Genomic DNA, 25,448 nt, shown 5'->3' with positions numbered 1-25,448 from the left:
GGGTCTCCCTTGTCAGATGGCCATTATGCCGCGTTCAGGGCCTTGAAGGCCTCCAGGGCGCGGGCCCGGGCCGCCCGGTGGTCGACGATGGGGGCCGGGTAGTCGAGGCCGCCCAGCAGGTCGCGTGAGGGGGCATGACGGGCCTTCGCCGGCAGCCCGGCCAGCGCCGGCAGCCACTCGGCGAGGAAGCGGCCGTCGGGGTCGAAGCGCGTCGACTGGGTCGTGGGGTTGAAGATACGGAAGTAGGGGGCGGCATCGGTACCGGTGGAGGCGGCCCACTGCCAGCCGCCGTTGTTGGCGCAGAACTCGCCATCCACCAGGTGGCGCAGGAAGAAAGCCTCGCCGCGGCGCCAGTCGATCAGCAGGTGCTTCGCGAGGAACATGGCGGTGACCATGCGCAGGCGGTTGTGCATCCAGCCGGTGGCGACGAGCTGGCGCATGGCGGCATCGACGATGGGATAGCCGGTGCGACCCTCGCACCAGGCGGCGAAACCGGCCTCGTCGTCGCGCCAGGCCAGCCGCTCGGTGTGGCGCTGGAAGGGGCGATGGCGACAGACTCGCGGGAAGCCGACGGCCACGTGGCGATAGAACTCCCGCCACACCAGTTCGTTGACCCAGGCCGTGAGCCCGGCGTCGCCCTCGGCCAGGGCGCCGTCGTTCTCGGCCAGCACCGCCTGCAGGCACTGGCGGTGGGAGATCATGCCCAGCGCCAGGTAGGGCGAGAGCTCGCTGGTGCCGCGGATGGCCGGGAAGTCGCGCTGCGCGGCGTAGTGGCGTCCCCGGAAGCGCAGGAAGCGCTCCAGGCGGTCGGCGGCGGGTCCCTCGCCGGCCGGCCACTGGCGGCCGTCGACGGGCGTGTCCTTCAGTCCGGGAAGCTCGGGCAGCGGGTCAGACGCGATGTCGAGCCGTCCCTGGGGCGGCGGGGTGTCGTGCAGGGCGATCCGTTCCGGCGTCAGCTGGCGGTGCCAGGCCCTGGCGAAGGGGGTGAAGACCCCGTAGTAGTCGCCCTTGCCGGTGAGCAGCTCGCCGGGCGCAAAGGCCACGGCGTCATGGTGGCCGGTGGCGGTGAGGCCCGCCGCGTCGAAGGCCTCGATCACCGCGGCGTCGCGGGCCCGCTCGTCCACCGGGTACTCGCGGTTGAAGTGCAGGGCGGCGGCATCGGTCTCCCGGGCGATGGCCAGCAGGGCCGCCGGGGCCTCGCCGAAGTCGTCGATGTCGCGGTGCAGCAGCGGAATGCCGAGGCCGCCCAGGCTGTCGTGCAGGGCGGCCACCCCGCGGCCCCAGAAGTCGAGCTTGTTGGCGCCGTGCCCGTGGCGCTGCCAGTGGGGGAGGCTGCGCAGGAAGACGGCGATCACGGGCCCCTGGCGGGCGGCCGCGGCCAGGGCGGCGTTGTCCTGGAGGCGCAGGTCGCTGCGGAACCAGGCGATCACGGGGCGGGTCATGGACGGCTCCGGTTCAGCGCACGGGAAGGTGGGCCTGGAGGCGCTCCATGGCCTCGCCGAGGTCATCGCCCAGCAGCTCCACCCGGGTCTCTTCCAGGTCGGCCTCGCGGATGCGGGCCATGGGGCCGCAGGCCATCAGCGGCACCTCGAGCTGCTCGGCGAGGCGCGGCAGCTGGCGCCTTACCAGCTCGGCCTTCTCGGCCTTGCCGCTGGCCAGCAGCAGGGCCGTCGCCTGGAAGCGTTCCACCGCCAGCGGAAGTTCGCTGCAGGGCAGCGGGGCGTCGAAGAGGTGCACCCGATAGCCGCGGTCGCTGGCGGCCAGGGCCGTGAGCAGCACCCACAGCGGGGACGGGTCGTCGGGCAGGGGCGCGACCAGCAGCGTCGGGCCCCTGCCCAGCCGGTTGGCATGCAGGAGCCGGGTGCCGATGCGGGTGCGCAGGAAGGTCTCCAGGGTGCGGCGCTGCAGCACGTCGCCGAGCTGCTCCCCCCAGCCCTCCTCGAGCTGACGGACCACCGGCTGCCAGAGCTCGGCCAGGCAGGTCGGCACCGGGTAGAGCGCCAGCGACTGGTTGAACAGCTCCTCCAGGCGCGTCAGGTCCAGGGCCTGCACGGCGCTCACCAGCAGGCGACGCTGGCCGGGCCAATCACCGGCCGCCGGCGCCGGGGCCTCCGCGGTCTCCGGCTGGTCGAGCAGTTCGCGGACCTGGCTGACCGGCACCCCGCGATTCAGCCACTGCAGGATGCGCTCGACGCGCTCGATATCCTCGCGCGCATAGAGGCGGTGCCCCTTGGGGGTTCGCTGCGGCTTGATCAGGCCGTAGCGTCGCTCCCAGGCGCGCAGGGTGACGGAGTTCACCCCGGTCAGCCGGGAGACCTCGCGGATCGGGTAGAGCGGGGTGTCGGCCGGACGCCTTGCCTCGTCATTCATGAGCGTGCCGACTCCCTTGCCTGCTCGGCGCAGTGTGGGAAGGGGGCCCGCCAGTGCGGGGCGCCGGAGCCGTGGGCGAGCAGGATCTGGGCATAGGACATGGGAGTCTCCAGTCGCGATGGGATCAGGGGGTGTCGGCCGCCAGGGCCTCGCCGAGATGGTGGCCGGAGAGCCAGGCATCCTCGACCCGGGGCCCGCGCCAGCCGTCGCCGCACAGTGCCAGCCCCGAGGACGAGCGGCGGTAGTCGAGGTTGACGGCCTCGCCCGCGGCGAAGACGTCCGGCTGGGCGTGGCGCCATAGGTGGCCCCCCAGGTCGGTGGGCTCGGGCAGCGCGACGCCGCGTGGCAGGCGCCCTCGGAAGGCGTCGAGCAGCGCCCGGGCCACGGCCTCGGCATCGCGCTCGAGGTGGGCCTCGCTCCACTCCAGTCTCGCCAGCAGGCTGAGGCTCTCGCCCTGGCCGTGCCGGCCGGGCTTGTGGTCGTTGCGGCTGACGAAGCGCAGCGCATCGGCGGCCGGCGCCCGGTCCTGGTCGAGGTCCAGGCGTACCGCCTGCCAGTCGTCGTCGACCCCCGGCAGGGACGGCAGCGGCGCATCGAAGCGCGCCCAGGCCGTCCAGCAGGGACGCTGGATCACCGCCTCGCAGGCCTCCGCCAGGGTCGGCTCGTGCCCGGCCAGCAGCGTCGCGGCCTGGGGCGTCGGTACGGCGATGACCACCCGTGCGAAGGGGCCGTGGCGCTCGTCGTGCTGGTCCAGCAGCCACCACTGGCCGTCACGGGATTCGAGGCGCTCGATGCGCGTGTCGGTGGCGACCTCGAGCCCCTCGGCCAGCCGGCGGGTCACGGCACTCATGCGCGGGCTGCCGATGAAACGCTCGACGTCGTCCCGGTGACGCTGCCAGCCCGTCTCGCTCACCTGCCAGAGGGTCTCGGGCCAGGGGGCGACGTGGCCCGCGTCCTGCCAGGCGGTGACCCGGCGACGGAAGGCCGGGTCGCGCACGCTGAAGAACTGCGCGCCCAGGTCGACCACGGCGCCCGGCAGGCGTCGGCTGGACATGCGCCCCCCGGGGCCGCGACCCTTGTCGAAGAGGCGCACCGGCAGGCCGGCCGCTCGCAGGGCCTGGCCGCAGGCGAGGCCGGCGATACCGGCGCCGATGATGGCGGTGGAAACGGGAGGCTGGGGCATGGTCATCTCGTGCAGTCAACGGCGTTCATCGCTAGACTAGCAGAAGTGTACAACGGCTGTATAACTCACGGTGGCTTGGGAGGGATTCCGGATGCGAGTGCTGATCACGGGCGGCAGCGGTTTCGTCGGGCAGCGGCTCTGCCGGCGGCTGAAGGAGGCCGGGCATCGCCTGCTGGTGGTGTCGCGGGAGCCGGAGCAGGTGCGCGACCGCCTACCGGAGGGCTGCGATATCCGCCGTTCGGTGCTGGACTTCGTCGACACGCCGCCGGACGCCATCGTCAACCTGGCCGGCGAGTCGATCGCCGCCCGGCGCTGGAGCGACAACCAGAAGAAGCGCCTGATCGATTCCCGGGTCAACGTCACCGGCGACCTGGTGATGCTCTGCGAGCAGCTCCAGGCCAGCCAGGGCCGGACACCCCGGGTGATGGTCTCGGCCTCGGCGATGGGCTACTACGGCGACCAGGGCGATCGCGAGGTCACCGAAGAGACTCCGCCCCATGACGAGTTCGCCCACCGCCTCTGCAAGCGCTGGGAGGACACCGCCCGGGAGGCGGCGGATTTCGGCGTGCGAGTGGCCCTGCTGCGCATCGGCCTGGTGCTCGATGCCGGCGGCGGCAGCCTGCAGAAGATGCTGCCGCCCTTCAAGCTGGGGCTGGGCGGTCGCTTCGGCGACGGCACGCAGTTCATGCCCTGGGTCCACCGCGAGGACCTGGTCAGCGCGATCCTCTTCCTGCTCGAGCGCGAGGACCTGGAGGGCCCCTTCAACGGCAGCGCGCCCCATCCCGTCACCAATGCCGAGTTCACCCGCACCCTGGCCAAGCAGCTGGGGCGTCCCGCCCTGATGCCGGTGCCGGCCATTGCCCTGGAGACCGCCTTCGGCGAGATGTCGCGGCTGCTGTTGACCGGTGCCGACATGCGCCCGGCCCGGCTGCTCGAGGCGGGCTTCGAGTTCAGGTTCCCGACGCTGGAAAAGGCCCTGGCCGATATTCTGGGCTAGCGGCCAAGCGGCCAAGCGGCCAAGCCGCCAAGTGGGACCGGTAAGCGTCAGGGCGCCGGGCATGACCCTCCGGCTGCGACTTTGGCTTATCCAGCCTACAAGACCTCCCGAAACGCATCGAGGGGCGCCGGGGACAGGTCGAAGAGGAGGTCCTATGCCAGGGATGGCATCGGTAGCGCCCATGGAAGGGTTCACAGCGCCTCCTCGCAGGCCTGTCCCCGGATCAGCCCCGACCCGCGGCGTCAGCGCGTCTCGTCACCAACGGTGACGATCACCCGTACCGCATCGAGGCGTAGCCGGGTGCCCTCGATCGCCTCGTCCAGGGCGGCGCGCTCGGCGCGCAGCGCCTTGAGCTCGTCGGCGCGTACCGCCGGGTTGAGCCGCGAGAGCGCCTCGAGGCGGCTGAGCTCGGCATCGAGCTCGGCCCGCATGCGCACCTGGGCGGCCTCGACGATGCTCGGCAACTCCCGCTCGGCCTCGGTCTCGGCGCCGTCGAGCAGCTCGCGCAGCCGGTCGTGGCGGCTCTTGATCAGGTCGCGGGCGACCGCCTTCTTGACCTTCTGCACCGCCCTGGAAAGGCCGGTAAAGGAGATCTTGTCGGTCAGGTTGGCGCCGGACTCGTCGAGCAGCACGCGCACCGCGGTGGGCGGCAGGAAGCGGTTGAGGTGCAGGCGCTTCGGCGCGGGACAGTGGGTGCGGAAGACCAGCTCGACCATCAGGCGACCGGCGGGAATCGCCGGGTGCCTGAGCAGCGCCAGGGCGGTGTTGCCCATGGGGCCGTCGAGGATCCGGCCCATCATCTCGCGCAGCAGCGGATGCTCCCAGGAGAGGCGCTGGACGTCGTCCCGGGCCAGCGCGCGGGCGCGGGAGAAGGTGGCCGAGAAGCCCTCCTCGCCTTTCACCAGGCCCGGCAGGCCGTCGAGCATCTGCGGGCTCGGCTGCAGGTGCAGGATGTCGCCGCCCAGTTCCTGGCTGTCGACGCCGAAGATGTCCAGCGCCTGGTCCAGGTAGCGGGTCAGGGCCTTGTCGGCGTCGAGCTCGCGGATCGCCTCGATGACCGCATCGGCGCGTTCGTGACGGCAGGCGTTGAGCTCCAGCAGGCGGTTGCGGCCGGCGTCGCGCTCGGCCAGGCGCGCCTCGAACAGCGCCCGCGTCTCCGCGATCACCTCCTCGAGGCTCTCGTCGTCGAGCAGGCTGTCGGCCAGGGCGTCGCCGAAGGCCGCATGGATCTCGCTGCCCAGGCCATGGGGCGCGCTGAAGGCGTCCATGCCCTGGTGGTACCAGCGCAGCAGCTTCTCGCCGGGGCTGCCAGCGAACACCGGCACATGCAGCTCGATGGCGTAACGCTGGCCGATGCGGTCGAGCCGGCCGATGCGCTGTTCGAGCTGGTCGGGGTGCAGCGGTAGGTCGAACATCACCAGGTGGCGGCAGAACTGGAAGTTTCGCCCCTCGGAGCCGATCTCCGAGCAGACCAGCACCTGGCAGCCCTCCTCCTGGTCGGCGAAGGCCGCCGCGGCGCGGTCGCGCTCCACCAGCGAGAGCCCCTCGTGGAACACCGGGGCCTGGTAGCCGCCGAGCACCCGCAGCCCCTCGGCCAGGCCCAGGGCGGTCTCGCGGTCATGGGCGATCACCAGCACCTTGTCATCGGCGAAGCCGCCCTCGCCGTCGTCGGCGAGGCGCTCCAGCAGCCAGGTCACCCGCGGGTCGAACTGCCACCAGGGCTCGGTGTTGAGCGGGTCGTCGGTCAGCGCCCGGTACATGGCATCGGGGTAGATCAGCACCTCGGGATGGTCGAGGCCGGTCTCGATCAGCAGCTCGTCGAGGTAGTCCTCGTCACGCGCCAGGCGGCGCAGCACCCGGCGGTAGGAGGAGGGCGCCTCGAGTTCGGCGATGTACAGGCGGCGCTCCGGGAAGCCGCCCACGTGGCGGCGGCTGTTGCGGAACATCACCCGGCCGGTGCCATGGCGGTCCAGCAGCTGGTCGCGCAGCTGGTCGCGGGCGGCGGCGTGCTGGTCGTCGCCGCGCTCGGGGTCGGCCAGGGTATCGAGCAGGGCCAGGCTGTCGGGCTCGGCGATCACCGCGGCGACCCGCGAGCGGTCGGCGTCATCGCCCGGCAGGCGCTCCAGGGCGTCGATCGCCTCGGCGACCTCCACGTAGTGCTGCTCCTCCTCGCGGAAGGCCTCGAGGCTGTGGTAGCGATCCGGGTCGAGCAGGCGCAGGCGGGCGAAGTGGCTTTCCAGGCCCATCTGCTCCGGGGTGGCGGTGAGCAGCAGGATGCCGGGCACCTGGGCGGCCAGGCGCCCCACGCAGGCATAGCCGGGGCCGCTCTGTTCCGGGCTCCAGTCCAGGTGGTGGGCCTCGTCGACGATCAGCAGGTCCCAGTCGCAGGCCAGCGCCTGCTGCTGGCGATGGGGGTTGGCGAACAGCCAGTCCTGGCTGGCCAGTACCAGCTGGCCGGCGTCGAAGGGGTTGGCGTCGCCGTGGGCCTGGCTCTGCTGCTCGTCGAGCAGGGTGACCTCGAGGGCGAAGCGGCGCAGCAGCTCCACCAGCCACTGGTGGGTCAGGCTCGCGGGCACCAGGATCAGCGCCCGCTCGGCGCGACCGGTGAGCAGCAGGCGATGCAGGATCAGCCCCGCCTCGATGGTCTTGCCCAGCCCCACCTCGTCGGCCAGCAGCACCCTTGGCGCGTGGCGACGGGCCACCTCGTCGGCGATGTAGAGCTGGTGGGGGATCAGGTCGATGCGCGGGCCGGCCAGCCCGAGCGCCGGGTTCTGCTCGATGCGGTGGAAGTGGTGCAGGGTGCGAAAGCGCAGGTCGAACCAGTCGTTGCGGTCGACCTGGCCGGTGAGCAGGCGGTCGCGGGCCTGGTCGAACTGCATGGTGTCGGCGAGCCGCGCCTCGGGCAGCTCGCACAGTTCGCCGGCGTCGTCCTCGCCGATGTAGACGATCAGGCCGCCGACCTCCTTGCTGTCGTCGACGGTCATCTGCCAGCCCTCGGTGGACTGGATGCGGTCGCCGCCGGCGAAGGCCACCCGGGTCAGGGGGGCGTTGCGGCTGCTGTAGGTGCGGGTTTCCTGACTGGCGCCGAAGAGCACGGTGACGCTGCGGGCGTCGACGTTGAGGATAGTGCCCAGGCCGAGTTCGGCCTCGCCGTCGCTGATCCAGCGCTGGCCGGGAGAGTAGTCGCTCATGGTGCCTCGGGGATGCTTGGGATCGGTTCGGTGCCGCTGGCCACACCCGGCCCGGCGGCGACAGGGCGCGGTATCTTACAGCAAAGCCCGGCGCGGCTTAAGCACTCCCTCCGATCAGCGCTCCTCCAGCCATGTCGACAGCTGCGCCCGGGTGAGCTCCCCCACGTGCTGATCCAGGGCGCGCCCCTCGCCATCGAACAGCAGGGTGGTAGGCAGGCCCGGCGACTCGGCCAGCACCATCAGCCGCTGGCGCGGGTCGAGCAGGGCATGGCCGAAGTCGAGGCCCTGGTCGTCGAGGTAGCGCACCACCTGCAGCAGCTCCTCGCCCTGGTTGACGATCACCACGGTGACCCCCTCCCGGGTGTCGGCCTCGGCCAGCAGCGGCATCTCGCGACGGCAGGGTGGGCACCAGGTCGCCCAGAGGTTGACCACCACCCGTTCGCCGGACAGAGACTGCAGGTTCACCTCTTCGCCGTCGAGGTTCTCCAGGGCGAGGTCGGGCAGCTCGCGCAGGGCCATGCCGCCGCCGAGCGGGGCCAGGGTGACCAGCGTCAGCCACAGCAGCGAGGCGCCCAGCGCCAGGCCCATGCCGCCCAGCATCGCCCCGAGCCGGTCGCGCAGCGACCAGGCGGTCCAGCCCAGCGCGGCCAGCAGGCCCCAGAGGCCATGGTAGCCGGGCTGCCACAACTTGAGGATGTCCAGGGGCGCCTCGACATAGGTGCCCAGGTTCATCAGCCCATGCCCCAGGCGGGCGCCGACCAGCCAGGCCAGCAGCAGGCCGTTGAACCAGCGGGCATGGCGGCGCCGGGGCAGGCCGAGCAGGAAGGCGCTGGCCGCCAGCAGGGCCAGGGCGGCAATGAAGGCATAGAGGCGCGGCAGCGCGATCAGCACGGGCCCCAGGGCGATGGCATCCATGTCGTGGCGGTGACTCCCGAGAGGTCGGCGGCGGGCGCCGCAGCGGTTACACTGGGCGAGTTCGATTCGCCAAGCCTACTGCCGGCGGGCAGGGCTGTCATCCAGCGGGAGCACTCATGGCACGACCGGCCTTCGATACCCTGCGCGCCCTGGCGATCGCCAGCCAGGCGACGGGCTTCATCCTGATCATCACCCTGGAGACCCTGATGGGGGATGCCGCGCGCCCCTGGCAGGGCTGGACCCTGGCGGCCATGGTGACGGCCGCCCTGTGGATCGCCCTGGTGCGCCTCTACCGCCGCAACAAGGCGCGCAAGGCCATGGCCAGGCGCCTGGCCGACGATGATGGCGATGTGGACTGACCGGGTCGCAGGGTGCCTGTGGCGGGGTGGGCTGCTGGCGCTGACCCTGCTGCTGGCCGGCTGTGCGGTCTCCCCGGTCGCCCGGGAACACGCCTCGGCCCTGCCCCCCGAGGCGATCGCCTCCACCGCCCTGGGCCGCTGGGCCCTCGACCAGGCCGCGCCCCATGGTCGGCTGAACGGCCTGGCGCTGCTCGCCGACGGCCGCGATGCCTTCGCCGTGCGCTCGCTGCTCGCCGCCCGGGCCGAGCGGCGCCTGGACATCCAGACCTACCTGATGGGCGATGGCATCACCACCCGGGCCCTGCTGCACCGAGTGCTGGAGGCCGCCGAGCGCGGCGTGACGGTGAGGCTGCTGCTCGACGACATCGGGGCCGTCGGCCAGGATGCGCGCCTGGCCGCCCTGGACAGCCACCCGCGCATCCAGGTGCGGGTCTACAACGCCGTGCCGCTGGGGCGGGGCCACTTGGCCAGCCGGGTACTGGTCTCGCTGCCGGTGGCCGGCCGCCAGCACCGGCGCATGCACAACAAGCTGTGGCTCGCCGACAACGCCCTGGGCATCGTCGGCGGGCGCAACCTGGGCGACGAGTATTTCAGCGCGGGCTCTCCGCGCAACTTCGCCGACCTGGACCTGCTGGTCATGGGCCCGGTGATGGAGCCGCTGTCGCGCAGCTTCGACCTCTACTGGAACCATGGCCTGGCCCAGCCCATCGGCCGCTATCGCCAGGCCGACCCCGGCGCTTGGCGGGTGCTGCGCGACCGGCTGGCCGCCTGGCTCGAGGCGCGCAGCGACTCGACCTACTTCATGGCCCTGCGCGAGCGCTACGAGAGCCGTTCCCGCACCCGGCTGGCCGATGCCCTCCACTGGGGAGGGGCCGAGGCCCTCTGGGACCCGCCCGGCAAGCCGGCGCGCCGCGGTCGGCCACCACTGGCCGAGACCATGGCCGGCCAGCTGGCGCAGCGGGTGGCCCCCGAGTCGCGGCTGCTGCTGGTCTCCGCCTATTTCGTGCCCACCGAGGCGGGCAGCCGCCGGCTGCAGGCTCTTGCCGAAGCGGGCGTCGAGGTGACGGTGGTCACCAACTCCCTGGAGGCCTCCGACATGCCGGTCGTCCACGGCGCCTACGCGCCCTACCGGGCGGCGCTGCTGGCGAGTGGCGTGGCGCTCTTCGAGCTGCGCGGCGACCTGGAGGGTGACGGCGACTCGCGCGACGAGCATCTCGGCAGCTCTGGCTCGGTGCTGCACATCAAGGCGCTGGGCATCGATCGGGATCGGCTCTTCGTGGGCTCGGCCAATGCCGATCCCCGTTCGGTGTGGTGGAACACCGAGGTGGGGGTGCTCGCCGAGAGCGGGCCGCTGTTCGACGACTTCATGGCGTTCGTGGCCGAGGGGGCGAGCCCCCAGCAGAGCTATGCCCTCGAGCTCGATGACCGGGGACGGCTGCACTGGCTGACGCTGATCGATGGCCGGCCGGTTCACCTCGAGCGTGAACCGGGCTCGTCGTGGGCGCGTCTGATCGCCTGGCTCAGCGGCGTGCTGGGGCTGGAGCCCTGGCTCTGACGCCTTCCGTCCCCCGTGTATGCTGGGAACAGCCGACGACAGGGAGGAGCCATGTCCGACTCGACGTCCGTGGATGCCCCGGAGGCATCGCCGTCACGCCTGGCGCGCCTCAAGGTCCCGCTGGGGCTGGCGCTGGGGCCGCTGGCCTTCCTGCTGCTGGCGCTGGTGGAAGCGCCGGCACAGATGCCAGCGGCGGCCTGGCAGGTGGTGGCGCTGACCGCCTGGATGGCGATCTGGTGGGTGCTGGAGCCGGTGCCCATCGCGGTCACCGCCCTGCTGCCGGTGGCCGTGCTGCCGCTCATGGGGGTGGCGCCCATCGACCAGGTGGCGGCGCCCTATGCCAATCCGCTGATCTTCCTCTTCCTCGGCGGCTTCCTGTTGGCCGAGGCGATCCAGCGCTGGAGCCTGCACCGCCGCATCGCCATGCTGGTGCTGCGCGTCTCCGGACTGCGTCCGGACCGACTGGTGGGCGGCTTCATGGTCGCCACGGCGGCCCTGAGCATGTGGGTCAGCAATACCGCCACCGCCGCGCTGATGGTGCCCATCGGTATCTCGGTACTGAGCATGCTGGAGCGGGAGGGCGGCGAGGGCGCCAGCCACCACATGGCCCTGACGTTGCTGCTGGGGATCGCCCTGGCCGCCAACATCGGTGGCATGGGCACCCTGATCGGCACGCCGCCCAATGCGCTGCTGGCCGGCTTCATGGCCGACAACTACGACATCGAGATCGGCTTCGCCCAGTGGATGCTGGTGGCCGTGCCCCCCGCCCTGCTGCTGCTGGTGCTCGCCTGGTGGCTGCTGACCCGCTGGATCTACCCGGTGAGCCACGACGAGTTGCCGGGAGTGGCTGAGATGCTCCGCGAGCAGGCCGAGGACCTGGGCCGCATGAGCCGTCCCGAGCAGCGAGTGGCGGCGGTCTTCGCCCTCGTCGCCCTGGCCTGGGTCACCCGCCCGCTGCTGGAATCCTGGCTGCAGGTGTCGCTCAGCGATGCCGGCATCGCCGTGATCGGGGCCCTGCTGCTGTTCGTGGTGCCGGCCCGCTGGCGCCAGCGCCAGTTCCTGATGGACTGGGACAGTGCCCGTCAGCTGCCCTGGGGGGTACTGGTACTGGTCGGCGGTGGGCTCAGCCTGGGCACGGCGATCGAGGGTAGCGGCCTGGCCGCGGTGGTGGCCGAGGGGCTGGGGGCCTTCGGTGCCTGGCCGACCTGGGGCATGGTGGCAATGGTCGTGGTGGTGGTGATGCTGATGAGTCACGTGACCAGCAATACCGCCACCGCGGCGGCGATCCTGCCGCTGACGGCCTCGCTGACCGTGAGCCTCGGTGCCAGCCCGCTGCTTCTCTCCGTGCCGGTGGCCATGGCGGCGAGTTGTGCCTTCATGCTGCCGGTGGCCACCCCGCCCAATGCTGTGGTCTTCGGCAGCGGCCGGCTGAGCGTGGCGGAGATGATGCGCGCCGGGGCCCTGGTGGGGCTGGCGGCGGTCCTGGTCATCACCCTGGTGGTGTTTGCCCTGGCCATGCCGGTGCTGGGTTTCGGCTGGAGCGTTTGATCCAGGACATTGCCGGATTGCCGTCAGCGTCTGGCGCCTGTCGGGTTTGACCGATCGTCGCGAGAGAGACGGATTTCGAGACAAGTTCATCGATCTGATGAGGCGAATAGCCGGCTATTTAACGAATCAGATCGAATGGATTTGGCCGAAAGACCGACCCTCGCAGTAGATTAGCGTTAAGCCCGACAGGCGCCTAGGCTAGGATTCAGGAGGGGTGCCGCGGGGTATCCCGGTATGTCACTGAAAGGACAGAAATCATGTACCAGTCAATCCTCGTTCCCATCGACGGTTCCAGCCATGCCGAGAAGGCACTCCAGGTGGCCGCCCAGCTGGCGAAGGGGACCTCCGCCGTCCTGCACCTGATGACCGTGGCCGAGTTTCCGCCGGACAACATCGGCCTGTTCACCGGTGGCACGGCGGAACCCTTCTCCGAGGAGGAGCGCGAGAAGCTGGCGGCCGGGATGAAGGAGGAGGCCCACAAGGCGATCGACAAGGCGCGCGCCACCGTCGACCTTTCCGGCATCGAGGTCAAGGAGGTGGTGCGCCAGGGGCGCCCGGCGGAGCTGATCACCGGCGAGGCCGAGGAACTCGGTGTCGATGCCATCGTCATGGGCAGCCGCGGCGTCAGCGACGTGCGTGGCATGGTGTTCGGCAGCGTCTCCCACAAGGTCAGCCATACCGCCGGTTGCACCGTCATTACCGTGACCTGATGAGTCAGGGGGCCGGATGCTCGATGGTCTTGCCCCTTCATCAGGCGGTCGGTGCCGGGGCAACGGCACGCACCTGGACATAAGCACCCGGTGCTTCTTCGGATGAGGTCGTCAGGACATGCCCGGCTCTGCTGGTGCATGGCCACGGTCCTTGCGTTCCCGGGTACCCCCACCCTGTAGACTCGCCGCAAGCCATGCGGCATGACGCCCCAGTAAGTCGGGCGACACAAGCGGACCGATAATCCGCTCAGCCAGGCTGCCGAAGCTCTCCCGTTGCCGGGCAAGTCCAGCGGCCATGGCATGAGGGCAAGTATCGGGTCGGCGAGAGTGGGCCAGCGCACCGACACAGATCGCCGGCAAGAGTATCTTGAACCAACCCTGCGTCTCGCTGACTTCAAGCCGAGGTTCAGGCGTCGATAGCCAGTCATTCTCCGGAGAAATATATTATGAAAAAGCGCAAGATCGGAGGCCGAAAGGACGAGGAGTACCAGACGAAATGACGAATAACCCGATGAATATGATGTTTGAGTGGATGAAGGTGGCCTCTTCCTACAACAGGATGACGCTTTCTGCCGGTGAGGTGATCGCCCGTCGCATGATGATGATGGCCAGTGGCGGGATGACCGGCCCCGATGCCATGGGCATGATGATGGAGAAGGCGACGATCTTCGCCACGGCGAGCGAGCGAGCGGCAGTGGCGGCGGCCAGCGGTGCCGATCCCGTACGGATCACGGCGGCGGCGCTGAAGCCCTACAGTACCAAGACGCAGTCTAACGTGCGTAAGCTGCGCCGCTGAGCGGAGTACCTTCATGCGGCGATAACCGCTACCAGGAAGACCAGTAACGCAAAACCGCCACTCGGAATGATCCGTAAGTGGCGGTTTTTTACTGTGTTCTCTGGTCGGAGTAGCAGGATTCGAACCTACGACCTCTGCCTCCCGAAGGCAGCGCTCTACCAAGCTGAGCTATACTCCGATTCTTTCTTGCGTCGGGTCTGTGCTGACCGACGGAGCGCATTATACGCAAGCCTTGCCGGCATGCAAGCCCCTCGAGCGGCTTTGCGCCGCTCAGTTCTGCCGGTCGACGGCCAGTCGGGCGAGCTCGGCCATGCTGTCACGGAAGGGACTCTCGGGCAGCGCGTCGAGCTGTGCCAGGGCCTTGTCGGCCATCTCCTCGGCGCGGGTCCGGGTGTAGTCCAGGGCGCCGGTGTCGCGCACGATGGCCAGCACCTCGTCCAGGTGGTCGAGGCCGCCCTGGCGGATGGCCTGGCGCACCAGGCTGCGCTGCGCGGGGGAGCCGGCGGCCATGGCCTGGATCAGCGGCAGGGTCGGCTTGCCCTCGGCCAGGTCGTCGCCCACGTTCTTGCCCATCGCCTCGGCGTCGCCCTGGTAGTCGAGCAGGTCGTCGATCAGCTGGAAGGCCAGGCCCAGGTAGCGGCCATAATGCTGCAGGGCCGCCTCCTGGTCGGGGCTCGCGTCGGCGAGGATGGCGCCGCTGTGGGAGGCCGCCTCGAAGAGCATGGCGGTCTTGCCCTGGATGGTCTCGAAGTAGGCCGTCTCGTCGGTATCGGGATTGCCCACGTTGGTGAGCTGCTGTACCTCGCCCTCGGCGATGGTGCAGGTGGCCCGCGAGAGCACGTCCATGATGCGCATGGAGCCCACCTCCACCATCATCTGGAAGGAGCGGGAGTAGAGGAAGTCGCCCACCAGGACCGAGGGGGCGTTGCCCCAGGCATCGTTGGCCGTGGCCTTGCCGCGTCGCATGTGGGACTCGTCGACCACGTCGTCATGCAGCAGCGTCGAGGTGTGCATGAACTCGACCAGGGTGGCCAGGGTGATGTGCCGGTCGCCGGCGTAGCCCAGCGAGCGCGCTGCCAGCAGCACCAGCAGAGGGCGCAGCCGCTTGCCGCCGCTCTCGATGATGTACTGGCCGATGGTCTCCACCAGCGGGATGCGCGAGGCGAGCTGGTCCATGATGGTGCGGTTCACGGCGAGGAAATCATCGGCCACCGCGGCATGAAGGGGCGACGCGGGAGCGGGGCGGGATGACGGGGGCGGTGAGGCGTTCGCTGGCATGGAGGCGGTTTCGCGGGTAGGTGGGGCCGGGGCGACGGGCGCCCCTTCTGGCATCGGGTTGCCGGCCATGCTATGGGGCCCCCATGGGGGCGTCAAGCCGGTGCTGGCGGGCCCTCGGCCGGGGTGCCGGCCACGCCCCCGGGAGGGCGCTCCACGGGTTGTGCGGTCGTTCGCCCGCGGTTATAATCCGCGACCCACTCATCACGCTCCCTGTCAGATGGCTGCCGGAAGGGGCGCCACTCGCAGCAGGTCGATGAAGAGCCAACACCCGATGAGTCCTGGAGAGAAAAGCATGTACGCAGTTATCAAGAGCGGTGGCAAGCAGTACCGCGTTCAGGAAGGCCAGACTCTCAAGCTCGAGAAACTGGAAGTGCCGACCGGCGACACCATCGAGTTCGACGAGGTCCTGCTGGTGGGCAATGAGGAGGACGTCACCGTTGGCGCCCCGCTGGTCGACGGTGCCAAGGTGGCGGCCGAGGTCGTCTCCCACGGTCGTGGCGACAAGGTCACCATCATCAAGTTCCGTCGTCGCAAGCACCACATGAAGCGTCAGGGCCACCGCCAGTGGTTCACTGAAGTCAAGATCACCGGGATCTCCGCGTAAGCGGCTGTTCCCCTGAACGAGCGAGGTATTTGCAATGGCTCACAAGAAGGCAGCGGGTTCCACCCGTAACGGTCGCGACAGCGAATCCAAACGCCTCGGCGTCAAGCTGTTCGGCGGCCAGGTCGTCAACCCGGGCAACATCATCGTGCGCCAGCGTGGCACCAAGTTCCACGCCGGCACCGGCGTAGGTATCGGCAAGGACCATACCCTGTTCGCGCTGGACGAGGGCGTGGTCAAGTTCGAGACCAAGGGTCCGAAGAACCGCAAGTTCGTCAGTGTCGTCTCTGCCTGAGGCCCCTGACGCTTGCAGCGAGAAGGCCCCGCCCAGGCGGGGCCTTCTTGTATCATGGCGGCATGGGCCGTCAGGAGAGTAAGAGATGCAGTTCGTCGACGAAGCCTCGATCATCGTGGAAGCCGGCAAGGGCGGCAATGGCTGCCTGAGCTTCCGGCGCGAGAAGTACGTGCCCAAGGGCGGCCCCGACGGCGGCGATGGGGGCCATGGCGGCACCGTCTACCTGATCGGGGACGATGCCCTCAACACCCTCATCGACTTCAAGTACCAGCGCTTCTACAAGGCGCAGAACGGCCAGCCCGGCATGGGTCGGCAGATGAGCGGGCGCGCCGGCGAGGACCTGCACGTCAAGGTGCCGGTGGGCACCACGGTGATCGACGAGGACACCCTCGAGGTGATCGCCGACGTCACGGAGATCGGCCAGGTGGTGCTGGTCGCCCAGGGCGGTCGCCGGGGGCTCGGCAACATCCACTTCAAGTCCTCCACCAACCGGGCGCCGCGGCGCACCACGCCGGGCACCGAGGGCGAGCGCCGCAACCTGCGCCTGGAGATGAAGGTGATGGCCGACGTGGGCCTGCTGGGCCTGCCCAATGCCGGCAAGTCGACGCTGATCCGCTCGGTCTCCGCGGCCAAGCCCAAGGTCGCCAACTACCCGTTCACCACCCTGGTGCCCAACCTGGGCGTGGTGAAGCTTGGCCTGCACGAGCACTTCGTGATGGCCGACGTGCCCGGCCTGATCGAGGGGGCCTCCGACGGCGCCGGCCTGGGGCTGCGCTTCCTCAAGCACCTGACCCGCACCCGGTTGCTGTTCCATGTGGTCGACGTGGCGCCCTTCGACGAGTCCGACCCGGTGGAGGCCGCCGAGGCGATCATCCACGAGCTGGGCGAGTTCTCCCCGGCGCTGGCCGAGCTGCCGCGCTGGCTGGTGCTCAACAAGCTCGACTTGCTGCCGGCCGATGAGCGCGAGGCGGTGGCCGACGAGATCGTCCGTCGTCTGGGCTGGGAAGGGCCGGTGTTCCGCATCTCGGCGATTTCCAGCGACGGCACCGATGCCCTGGTCCAGGCGGCCTATCGCTGGCTCACCGAGCAGCGCCGCCTCGAGAACGAGGACGAGGAGGCCGCCGAGCGGGCCCGTGAGATGCGCGCGCGCATGGAGGACGAGGCGGTGGCCCGCACCGAGGCCCGCCTGGGCCGCAAGCGCAAGCGCGACGACGAGGATGAAGACGACGATTTCGATGACGACGACTATGACGTCGAGGTCGAGTACGCCCCCTGAGGGGCGGTCGATCCGCAAGCTGGGTGCCCGTTGACGGGTGAGCCGAGGAAAGGATGGAAAGCAACGAGCAGGTGGTCGGCCGCGAGGCCCTGAAACGCGCCCGCCGGGTGGTGGTGAAGATCGGCAGCGCACTGCTGACCAACGACGGCCGCGGCCTCGACGAGGCGGCCATCGGCGGCTGGGTGGACCAGATCGCCGCGCTGCATCGCCGGGGCATCGAGGTGGTGCTGGTCTCCTCCGGGGCGGTGGCCGCCGGCATGGTGCGCCTGGGCTGGCAGGCCCGGCCCTCGGCGGTCCACGAGCTCCAGGCCGCGGCGGCGGTGGGCCAGAACGGCCTCACCGAGTGCTACGAGGGCCACTTCGCCCGCCACGGCCTGCTCACCGCCCAGGTGCTGCTCACCCACGACGACCTCTCCAACCGCAAGCGCTACCTCAATGCCCGGTCGGCGCTGCGCACCCTGGTCGCGTTGAGGGTGGTGCCGGTGGTCAACGAGAACGACACCGTGGTCACCGACGAGATCCGCTTCGGCGACAACGACACCCTGGGCGCCCTGGTCGCCAACCTGCTGGAGGCCGACGCCCTGGTGATCCTCACCGACCAGGAGGGGCTGTTCGATGCCGACCCGCGCAGCCATCCCGAGGCGCGGCTGATCGCCGAGGGGCGCGCCGACGACCCCAGCCTGGCCGCGGTGGCCGGCGGTGGCGGGGCGCTCGGTCGCGGTGGCATGACCACCAAGGTGCGCGCGGCCCAGCTGGCGGCCCGCTCCGGTGCGGTCACGGTGATCGCCAGCGGTCGCCAGCCGGACGTGCTCGGCCGCCTGGCCGAGGGCGAGCGGCTGGGTACCCTGCTGCTGCCCGAGCAGGCCCCCATGGCGGCGCGCAAGCGCTGGCTGGCGGGACAGCTGCAGGTGCGCGGCAGCCTGACCCTGGACGCCGGCGCGGTGAAGGTGCTCAAGGGCAGCGGTTCCAGCCTGCTGGCGGTGGGGGTGACCGCGGTCAGCGGCCAGTTCCGCCGCGGCGACATGGTGCTCTGCGTCGACGACCAGGGGCATCGCGTGGCCAAGGGGCTGGTCAACTACGGTGCCGACGAGGCCCGCCAGCTGGTCGGCAAGCCCAGCCACCAGATCGAGGCCATCCTCGGCTACATGGAGGCGCCGGAGTTGATCCACCGCGACAACCTGGTGGTGCTCTAGCAACTACCGGCTGAATCATCGCAGATGGTGGTGACGCTCGAAGCTGTTCCGGCGACAGGCCTGCGAGGGGGCGCTGTGAACCCCTCCTTGGGCGCTACCGACGCCATCCCTGGCGTAGGACCCCCTCTTCGACCCGTCCCCGGCGCTTCTCGCTTTGCACAATCGTTGGGCTATGGCAAGCACGGGGTTGGCGTGATAGGATACGCCATCCTCTCAGACACGGCCCCTAAGCGACTGCGCTCGACGGCGCAGCCGGCAACATGGCCAGGCCGGCGGGGATTTTTTATTTCCCTGTTGGATCATACAGTTATCAAGTGTCGCCCACAGATGGCGACCACAACTTTCTCCAAGGAGACAGTCAGTGGCGAACAGCAAGCAAGCCCGCAAGCGTGCCCGTCAGGCGGAAGGTCGTCGTGTCCTGAAGGCGAGCCAGCGCAGCATGGTCCGCACCTACATCAAGCGCGTCATCAAGGCCATCCAGGGCGGTGACCACGCCCAGGCCATGGACGCCTTCAAGCAGGCGCAGCCGGTCATCGACCGCATCGCCGACAAGGACGTGCTCTCCAAGAAGAAGGCCGCGCGCCTGAAGAGCCGCCTGAACAAGCGCATCAAGGCACTCGCGGCGTAAGTCGGGAGCGCCAGCAGAAAAACCGGCTGCGGCCGGTTTTTTTGTGTCCGCGATTCTTGCCGAGCGCCCGCCGAGGCGCCGAACGAGGAACAGACGGTGACGGATCACGAACAGCCTCCCGAGCCCCGGGACGACGAACGCCAGACACCTGAGGGCGGACCACGCCCGCCGACCGTCGACGACCACGACCGCGCGGTGGCGCCCAAGGCGGGCGGCCTGATGCGCTCCGGCCTGGTGGTCAGCGTGATGACCATGCTCTCGCGGGTGATGGGGCTGGCGCGCGACGTGGTGATCGCCACCCTGTTCGGTGCCGGCAACGGGGCGGACGCCTTCTTCGTCGCCTTCAAGATCCCCAACTTCCTGCGCCGCCTGTTCGCCGAGGGGGCCTTCAACCAGGCCTTCGTGCCGGTGCTCTCGGAATACGCCACCCGAGGCAGCAAGCGCGAGGTGAAGGAGCTGCTCGATGCGGTGGCCGGCAGCCTCACGGCGGTGCTGGCGCTGATCACGGCGCTGGCCATGCTGGCCTCCCCCTGGCTGGTGTGGGCCTTCGCGCCAGGTTTCGGCCGTGACCCGGAGAAGCTGGCGCTGACCGCCGACATGCTGCGGCTGACCTTCCCCTATCTGCTGCTGATCTCGCTCACGGCCTTCGCCGGCAGTACGCTCAACACCTGGAACCGCTTCGCCGTGCCGGCCTTCACCCCGGTGCTGCTCAACCTCTCGCTGATCGGTGCGGCGGTGCTGCTCACGCCGCTGTTCGAGGAGCCGGCCATGGCGCTGGCCTGGGGCGTGCTGATCGCCGGCGGCGCCCAGCTGGCCTTCCAGGTCCCCTTCCTGGCGCGGCTGGGGCTGCTGCCGCGGCCCTGGCCCGACTTCGCCCACAGCGGCGTGCGGCGCATCCTGCGGCTGATGGCGCCGGCGCTGTTCGGCGTCTCGGTCTCCCAGATCAACCTGCTGCTCGACACCGTGCTGGCCTCGCTGCTGGCGGCGGGCAGCGTCTCCTGGCTCTACTACTCGGACCGCCTGGTGGAGCTGCCGCTGGGGGTGTTCGGCATCGCCATCGGCACGGTGATCCTGCCGGCGCTCTCCAAGCGCCATGCCGAGCAGTCCGGCGAGCACTTCGCCGCCATGCTCGACTGGGCAATCCGCGCCGTGCTGCTGCTCGGCCTGCCCGCGGCGCTGGCCCTGGCGGTGCTCGCCGAGCCGCTGCTGATCTCGCTGTTCCACTACGGCGCCATGACCGAGCGCGACATCGCCATGGCGGCAATGAGCCTGCGGGCCTATGCCTTCGGCCTGGTGGCCTTCATGCTGATCAAGGTGCTGGCGCCGGGCTTCTTCGCCCGCCAGGACACCGCCACCCCGGTGAAGGTGGGCATCATCGCCATGGTCGCCAACATGGTGTTCAACCTGATCCTGATCTGGCCCCTGGCCCATGCCGGCCTGGCGCTGGCCACGGCGCTCTCGGCCTTCCTGAATGCCGGCCTGCTGGGCTGGCTGCTGCGCAAGCAGGGCGTACTGGTCTTCCAGCCCGGCTGGGGGCGCTACGGCGTGCAGCTGCTCGGCGGCTGCACGGTGATGGGCGTGGGGCTGGCCTGGCTGGCCCCCGAGTGGCAGGCCTGGCTCGAGTGGAGCGTCTGGACCCGCGCCAGCTGGCTGGCGGTGCTGGTCTCGGCCGGGGTGGCGGTCTACTTCGCCTGGCTGGCGGCCTTCGGGGTGCGGCTTCGCCATTTTCGGATGAAGGGCTGAAGGATGCCAACCAACCGCCGCTCCGCGACGGATCGCGACGCAAGCGTTGCTCCCACAATTCATGGACGGTGGCTGGGGGGCATGTGGGAGCGGTGCTTGCACCGCGATAGAGGCAGCTTCGGATGATCATGGCGGCAAATCGCCGTGCAAGTCGAAGCGTCGAACCGTCTGCTGCCACAATAAGCAGCCGATCACCGGCCTCCACAAGAGGCGGCGGGGAAAGACCAAGCCGCGCCGGCTGTCAAGGGCCCCCCGGTCCGTTATAATCGTGGACTTTATTTCCCAGCGTGATGACGCCCATGCGAGTGATTCGAGGACTGCACAATCTGCGTGACGAGGATCGCGGCTGCGTGGCCACCATCGGCAACTTCGATGGCGTGCACCGCGGCCACCGGGCGATCCTCGACCAGTGCCGCGAGCAGGCCGCCCGGCTCGGCCTGCCCGTCACCGTGGTGGTCTTCGAGCCCCAGCCCCGGGAGTTCTTCGCCGGCGACCAGGCGCCGCCGCGGCTGACCCGGCTGCGCGACAAGGTGGCGCTGCTCGGCGAGTGCGGGGTCGACCGCATCCTCTGCCTGCCCTTCAACGATGCCCTGCGCAGCCTCACCGCCCTGGAGTTCATCGAGCGGGTGCTGGTGGATGGCCTGGGCGTGCGCCACCTGGTGGTGGGTGACGACTTCCGCTTCGGCTGCGACCGTCGCGGCGACTTCCACCTGCTCACCGAGGTGGGCGAGACACGCGGCTTCGGCGTCGAGCATACCCGCACCTTCACCATCGACGACGAGCGGGTCTCCAGCACCCGGGTGCGCACCCTGCTGGCCAGCGGCAACTTCGCCGCCGCGGCGCGCCTGCTGGGCCGCCCCTACCGCCTGGGCGGCCGGGTGGTGCCCGACCGGCAGCTGGGCCGCACCATCGGCGTGCCCACCGCCAACCTGCCGCAGCCGGCCCGGTCGTTGGCCCTGCAGGGCGTCTATGCGGTGGTTACCGAGCTCCCCGACGGGCGCCGCCTGCCCGGCGTGGCCAACATCGGCTGGCGCCCCACGGTGGGCAGCGAGCGGCCGGTGCTCGAGGTGCACCTCTTCGATTTCGACGGCGACCTCTACGGCAGGCGGCTGACGGCGTTCCCCTGCGCCAAGCTGCGCGGCGAGGTGAAGTTCGCCCACTTCGACGAGCTCAAGGCGCAGATCCGCGCCGATCAGGCGCGCGCCCGAGCCTACTTTCGAGAGCACCCCGCTGCCGGTGCCGATTTCGCGGCCCACCCCGTCGCGGCGGATTCCGCGGGCGATGGCAGCGACGATTCTCTTCCTCTGGCATCGGCGCCGCTGGCGCGCGAGGCCGTGACTTCCGATTCCTCGGCGGGTACGCCCGCCGACCACGACGACGGCTGACCCCCAGGATATGAGCGACTACAAGCACACTCTGAACCTGCCAGAAACCGACTTCCCCATGCGCGGCATGCTCCCGAAAAAGGAGCCCGCCCGGGTGGCGCAGTGGAAGGAGATGGACCTCTACCATCGCCTGCGCGAGGAGCGCCGGGGCAGGGAGCTGTTCGTCCTTCACGACGGCCCTCCCTACGCCAACGGCAGCATCCACATCGGTCACGCCGTCAACAAGATCCTCAAGGACATCATCGTCAAGTCGAAGAACCTGGCCGGCTTCGACGCCCCCTACGTGCCCGGCTGGGACTGCCATGGCCTGCCCATCGAGCACAAGGTGGAGACCACCCACGGCAAGCACCTCGAGCCGGCGCGTGCCCGCGAGCTGTGCCGGGAGTACGCCGCCGAGCAGATCCAGGGGCAGCTCAGCGACTTCGTGCGCCTGGGCGTGATCGGCGACTGGGACAACCCCTATCGCTCCATGGACTACGCCAACGAGGCCGGCGAGATCCGCGCGCTGGCCGACATGGTCGAGGCCGGTTATGTGTTCAAGGGGCTCAAGCCCGTGAACTGGTGCTTCGACTGCGGCTCGGCGCTGGCCGAGGCCGAGGTGGAGTACCAGGACAAGAAGTCCGACGCCATCGACGTGGCCTTCCCGGTGGAGGATGCCGACGGCCTGGCCGCCGCCTTCGGCCTCGCAGAGCTGCCCAAGCCGGCGGCGATCGTCATCTGGACCACCACCCCCTGGACCATCCCCGCCAACCAGGCGCTCAATATGCACCCGGCGTTCACCTACGCCCTGGTGGACACCGGCGAGCGGCTGCTGGTGCTGGCCGAGGAGCTGGTGGAGAGCTGCCTCGAGCGCTTCGGTCTCACGGGCGAGGTGATCGCCACCGCCAAGGGCGAGGCCTTCGACGGCATCCGCTTCCGCCACCCCTTCTATGATCGCCTCTCGCCGATCTACCTGGCCGACTACGTCGAGTCCGAGGTGGGCAGCACCGGCATCGTCCACTCCGCCCCGGCCTACGGCGTCGACGACTTCGTCACCTGCCGCGCCCACGGCATGACCTTCGACGAGATCGAGAGTCCGGTGCAGGGTAATGGCGTCTACGCCGACAGCCTGCCGTTCTTCGGCGGCCAGATGATCTGGAAGGCCAACCCGCAGATCGTCGCCAAGCTCGAGGAGGTGGGGGCGCTGCTGGCCCACAAGGTGATCACCCACAGCTACATGCACTGCTGGCGCCACAAGAGCCCGGTGATCTACCGCGCCACCGCCCAGTGGTTCGTGGGCATGGATGTGCAGGGCAAGGACGGCAGGACCCTGCGCGAGCGGGCCCTGGAGGGCATCGAGGCCACCACCTTCACCCCGGCCTGGGGCAAGGCGCGCCTGCACAGCATGATCGCCAACCGCCCTGACTGGTGCATCTCCCGCCAGCGCAACTGGGGCGTGCCGATCCCCTTCTTCCTGCACAAGGCCACCGGCGAGTTGCACCCGCGCACCGTGGCCCTGATGGAAGAGGCCGCCCAGCGCGTGGAGCAGGAGGGCATCGACGCCTGGTTCCGCCTCGACCCGGCGGAGCTGCTGGGCGAGGAGGCCGCCGACTACGACAAGGTCACCGACACCCTGGACGTCTGGTTCGACTCCGGCACCACCCATCGCCACGTGCTGCGCGGCTCGCACCCCCACGGCCACGAGCAGGGGCCGATTGCCGACCTCTACCTGGAAGGCTCCGACCAGCACCGCGGCTGGTTCCACTCCTCGCTGCTGACCGGCTGCGCCATCGACGGCCACCCGCCGTACCGCGGGCTGCTGACCCATGGCTTCACCGTGGACGCCCAGGGCCGCAAGATGTCCAAGTCGGTGGGCAACGTGGTGGCGCCCCAGGAGGTGATGGACAAGCTCGGCGCCGACATCCTGCGCCTGTGGGCGGCCTCCACCGACTACTCCGGCGAGATGGCGGTCTCCGACGAGATCCTCAAGCGCACCGCCGACGTCTACCGGCGCATCCGCAACACCTCGCGCTTCCTGCTCGCCAACCTCAACGGCTTCGCGCCGGACCGCGATGCGCTGCCCTTCGGCGAGATGCTGGCCCTGGACCAGTGGGTGGTGGACCGCGCCGCCCAGTTGCAGGCGCGCATCGAGATCGCCTACGAGGAGTTCCGCTTCCTCGACGTGTACCAGCAGGTGCACGGCTTCTGTGCCCGGGAGCTGGGCGGCTTCTACCTGGACGTGATCAAGGATCGCCAGTACACCACCCAGGCCGACTCCGTGGCGCGCCGCAGCGCCCAGACCGCGCTCTACCACGTGGTGGAGGCGCTGGTGCGCTGGGTGGCGCCGATTCTGTCGTTCACCGCCGAGGAGATCTTCGAGAACATCCCGGGCAAGCGCGGCGACAGCGTGCTGCTGGCCGAGTACTACACGGGCCTCGAGACCCTCGCCGATGACGCCGCCATGGGTCGCGACTTCTGGGAGCAGGTGCTCGAGGTCAAGCAGGCGGTCAACAAGTGCCTGGAGGACGCCCGCAACGCCAAGACCATCAAGGGCAGCCTCGCCGCCGAGGTCACCCTCTACGTGGACGACGCCCTGCAGGCCACGCTCGCCAAGCTGGGCGACGAGCTGCGCTTCGTGATGCTCACCAGCGAGGTCCGCCTGGCACCGCTGGCCGAGGCCCGCGATGCCGAGGCCACCGAGCTCGAGGGGCTCAAGGTGGCCGTGGTCGAGAGCCCCAACAACAAGTGCGAGCGCTGCTGGCACCACCGCGACGACGTGGGCACCCATCCGGCGCATCCGGACCTCTGCGGGCGCTGCATCAGCAACCTGCCGGACGGCCCCGGCGAGACGCGGCAGTTTGCCTGACGGCCTGCAGGAGGAGATGTCGATGTCCGAGGGAAGCGAGGCAAGCATGAGCGACAGCCAGAGCGGCCGGCCCGAGGCCATGCCCATGCACCGCCCCCTGCGCTGGCTTTGGCTGGCGCTGGCGGTGATCGTGCTGGACCTGGCCACCAAGTACGCCGCCAGTGCCTGGCTGGCGTACGCCCGGCCGGTGGAAGTGCTGCCGTTCTTCGACCTGACGCTGCTGCACAACACCGGCGCGGCCTTCAGCTTCCTGGCCGGCCATCCCGGCTGGCAGCGCTGGTTCTTCGCCATCATCGCGGTGGGGGCGAGCATCGGCCTGACGGTCTGGATGCGCCGCCTCAGGCGCGACGAGACGCTGCTGGCCGTATCGCTGGCGCTGATCATCGGCGGGGCGCTGGGCAACCTCTACGACCGGCTGGTGCACGGCTACGTGGTGGACTTCCTCTCCTTCCACGTGGCCGGCTGGTACTACCCGGCCTTCAACGTGGCGGACATCGGCATCACCCTGGGGGCCATCGGCCTGATCTGGGAGTCGCTGTTCGCCGAGCGGCGACGCGCCCGGCGGCGTGGCTGAGGAACC

At 69.9% G+C, this 25,448-nt stretch carries 21 protein-coding genes and 1 tRNA gene; 15 read left to right on the top strand and 7 right to left on the bottom strand.

Features of this window, described 5'->3' with window-relative positions; all coding sequences use genetic code 11:
• Nucleotides 1–23 precede the first annotated feature (23 nt).
• The 3 genes from phrB to QLQ86_RS16875 all read right to left on the bottom strand — a co-directional run bounded on the left by phrB (nt 24) and on the right by QLQ86_RS16875 (nt 3,553).
• Nucleotides 24–1,442: a deoxyribodipyrimidine photo-lyase gene (phrB, locus tag QLQ86_RS16885; protein ID WP_282817744.1), complete on the bottom strand. Its 1,419-nt coding sequence runs from the start codon at nt 1,440–1,442 to the stop codon at nt 24–26.
• Between the two features lie 13 nt (nt 1,443–1,455).
• Nucleotides 1,456–2,370 carry a MerR family transcriptional regulator gene (locus QLQ86_RS16880; protein WP_282734466.1) on the bottom strand — a complete coding sequence of 305 codons (915 nt, stop codon included), beginning with the start codon at nt 2,368–2,370 and terminating at the stop codon, nt 1,456–1,458.
• Nucleotides 2,371–2,494: 124 nt separating this feature from the next.
• Nucleotides 2,495–3,553 carry an NAD(P)/FAD-dependent oxidoreductase gene (locus tag QLQ86_RS16875; RefSeq protein ID WP_282817743.1) on the bottom strand — a complete coding sequence of 353 codons (1,059 nt, stop codon included), beginning with the start codon at nt 3,551–3,553 and terminating at the stop codon, nt 2,495–2,497.
• Nucleotides 3,554–3,644: 91 nt separating this feature from the next.
• Here QLQ86_RS16875 and QLQ86_RS16870 point away from each other — a divergent pair, with 91 nt between their 5' ends.
• The gene (locus tag QLQ86_RS16870; RefSeq protein WP_282734464.1) at nt 3,645–4,550 is read left to right on the top strand and encodes a TIGR01777 family oxidoreductase; all 906 of its coding nucleotides are present in this window, start codon (nt 3,645–3,647) and stop codon (nt 4,548–4,550) included.
• A 242-nt stretch (nt 4,551–4,792) separates the two neighbouring features.
• On the opposite strand, the gene rapA is transcribed toward QLQ86_RS16870, so the two are convergent.
• Together rapA and QLQ86_RS16860 are read right to left on the bottom strand one after the other, a co-directional pair.
• Entirely contained in the window at nt 4,793–7,741 is a 2,949-nt protein-coding gene (gene rapA, locus QLQ86_RS16865) for an RNA polymerase-associated protein RapA (protein WP_282817742.1), read from the bottom strand.
• A gap of 114 nt (nt 7,742–7,855) precedes the next feature.
• Nucleotides 7,856–8,656, bottom strand: coding sequence for a TlpA family protein disulfide reductase (locus tag QLQ86_RS16860; protein WP_282817741.1), 801 nt, complete (start codon nt 8,654–8,656; stop codon nt 7,856–7,858).
• Between the two features lie 116 nt (nt 8,657–8,772).
• Here QLQ86_RS16860 and QLQ86_RS16855 point away from each other — a divergent pair, with 116 nt between their 5' ends.
• The 5 genes from QLQ86_RS16855 (at nt 8,773) to QLQ86_RS16835 (ending at nt 13,624) form a co-directional block, all read left to right on the top strand.
• Nucleotides 8,773–9,015: a hypothetical protein gene (locus QLQ86_RS16855; protein ID WP_282734461.1), complete on the top strand. Its 243-nt coding sequence runs from the start codon at nt 8,773–8,775 to the stop codon at nt 9,013–9,015.
• The gene (locus tag QLQ86_RS16850; RefSeq protein ID WP_282817740.1) at nt 9,005–10,570 is read left to right on the top strand and encodes a phospholipase D family protein; all 1,566 of its coding nucleotides are present in this window, start codon (nt 9,005–9,007) and stop codon (nt 10,568–10,570) included. Before QLQ86_RS16855 ends, QLQ86_RS16850 begins: the two co-directional genes overlap by 11 nt.
• Before the next feature lie 51 nt (nt 10,571–10,621).
• The gene (locus QLQ86_RS16845) at nt 10,622–12,118 is read left to right on the top strand and encodes an SLC13 family permease (protein WP_282817739.1); all 1,497 of its coding nucleotides are present in this window, start codon (nt 10,622–10,624) and stop codon (nt 12,116–12,118) included.
• 257 nt (nt 12,119–12,375) lie between these two features.
• Nucleotides 12,376–12,828, top strand: coding sequence for a universal stress protein (locus tag QLQ86_RS16840; RefSeq protein WP_282734458.1), 453 nt, complete (start codon nt 12,376–12,378; stop codon nt 12,826–12,828).
• A gap of 496 nt (nt 12,829–13,324) precedes the next feature.
• Nucleotides 13,325–13,624 (top strand): hypothetical protein, encoded by a 300-nt coding sequence (locus QLQ86_RS16835; RefSeq protein WP_282734457.1) that lies wholly within the window; start codon nt 13,325–13,327, stop codon nt 13,622–13,624.
• Nucleotides 13,625–13,725: 101 nt separating this feature from the next.
• Here QLQ86_RS16835 and QLQ86_RS16830 read toward each other — a convergent pair.
• Both QLQ86_RS16830 and ispB read right to left on the bottom strand, forming a co-directional pair.
• A tRNA-Pro gene (locus QLQ86_RS16830) sits at nt 13,726–13,802 on the bottom strand.
• A gap of 92 nt (nt 13,803–13,894) precedes the next feature.
• Nucleotides 13,895–14,902 (bottom strand): octaprenyl diphosphate synthase, encoded by a 1,008-nt coding sequence (ispB, locus tag QLQ86_RS16825; protein ID WP_282817738.1) that lies wholly within the window; start codon nt 14,900–14,902, stop codon nt 13,895–13,897.
• A 292-nt stretch (nt 14,903–15,194) separates the two neighbouring features.
• On the opposite strand from ispB, the gene rplU reads away from it, so the two are divergent.
• From rplU to lspA, 9 genes are all read left to right on the top strand, one after another.
• Nucleotides 15,195–15,506 (top strand): 50S ribosomal protein L21, encoded by a 312-nt coding sequence (rplU, locus tag QLQ86_RS16820; protein WP_282817737.1) that lies wholly within the window; start codon nt 15,195–15,197, stop codon nt 15,504–15,506.
• A 34-nt stretch (nt 15,507–15,540) separates the two neighbouring features.
• Entirely contained in the window at nt 15,541–15,798 is a 258-nt protein-coding gene (gene rpmA, locus QLQ86_RS16815; protein WP_040183062.1) for a 50S ribosomal protein L27, read from the top strand.
• 85 nt (nt 15,799–15,883) lie between these two features.
• Complete coding sequence (gene cgtA / locus QLQ86_RS16810; RefSeq protein WP_282817736.1) at nt 15,884–17,074, top strand: Obg family GTPase CgtA; 1,191 nt, start codon at nt 15,884–15,886, stop codon at nt 17,072–17,074.
• 53 nt (nt 17,075–17,127) lie between these two features.
• On the top strand, nt 17,128–18,267 hold the full coding sequence (gene proB / locus QLQ86_RS16805; RefSeq protein ID WP_282817735.1) for a glutamate 5-kinase: 1,140 nt from the start codon (nt 17,128–17,130) through the stop codon (nt 18,265–18,267).
• A gap of 361 nt (nt 18,268–18,628) precedes the next feature.
• Complete coding sequence (rpsT, locus tag QLQ86_RS16800) at nt 18,629–18,895, top strand: 30S ribosomal protein S20 (RefSeq protein WP_282734453.1); 267 nt, start codon at nt 18,629–18,631, stop codon at nt 18,893–18,895.
• Between the two features lie 219 nt (nt 18,896–19,114).
• Nucleotides 19,115–20,638, top strand: coding sequence for a murein biosynthesis integral membrane protein MurJ (murJ, locus tag QLQ86_RS16795; RefSeq protein ID WP_282817801.1), 1,524 nt, complete (start codon nt 19,115–19,117; stop codon nt 20,636–20,638).
• Between the two features lie 299 nt (nt 20,639–20,937).
• Nucleotides 20,938–22,023: a bifunctional riboflavin kinase/FAD synthetase gene (gene ribF / locus QLQ86_RS16790; RefSeq protein ID WP_282817734.1), complete on the top strand. Its 1,086-nt coding sequence runs from the start codon at nt 20,938–20,940 to the stop codon at nt 22,021–22,023.
• Between the two features lie 10 nt (nt 22,024–22,033).
• Entirely contained in the window at nt 22,034–24,868 is a 2,835-nt protein-coding gene (ileS, locus tag QLQ86_RS16785) for an isoleucine--tRNA ligase (protein ID WP_282817733.1), read from the top strand.
• 22 nt (nt 24,869–24,890) lie between these two features.
• Nucleotides 24,891–25,442, top strand: coding sequence for a signal peptidase II (gene lspA, locus QLQ86_RS16780; protein ID WP_407650111.1), 552 nt, complete (start codon nt 24,891–24,893; stop codon nt 25,440–25,442).
• Nucleotides 25,443–25,448 lie beyond the last annotated feature (6 nt).

It is taken from the genome of Halomonas rhizosphaerae, assembly GCF_030012485.1.
Lineage (GTDB): Bacteria > Pseudomonadota > Gammaproteobacteria > Pseudomonadales > Halomonadaceae > Halomonas > Halomonas rhizosphaerae.
Note: the sequence above shows the minus strand (reverse complement) of the source record. Positions and strands in the feature narration are given on the sequence as shown.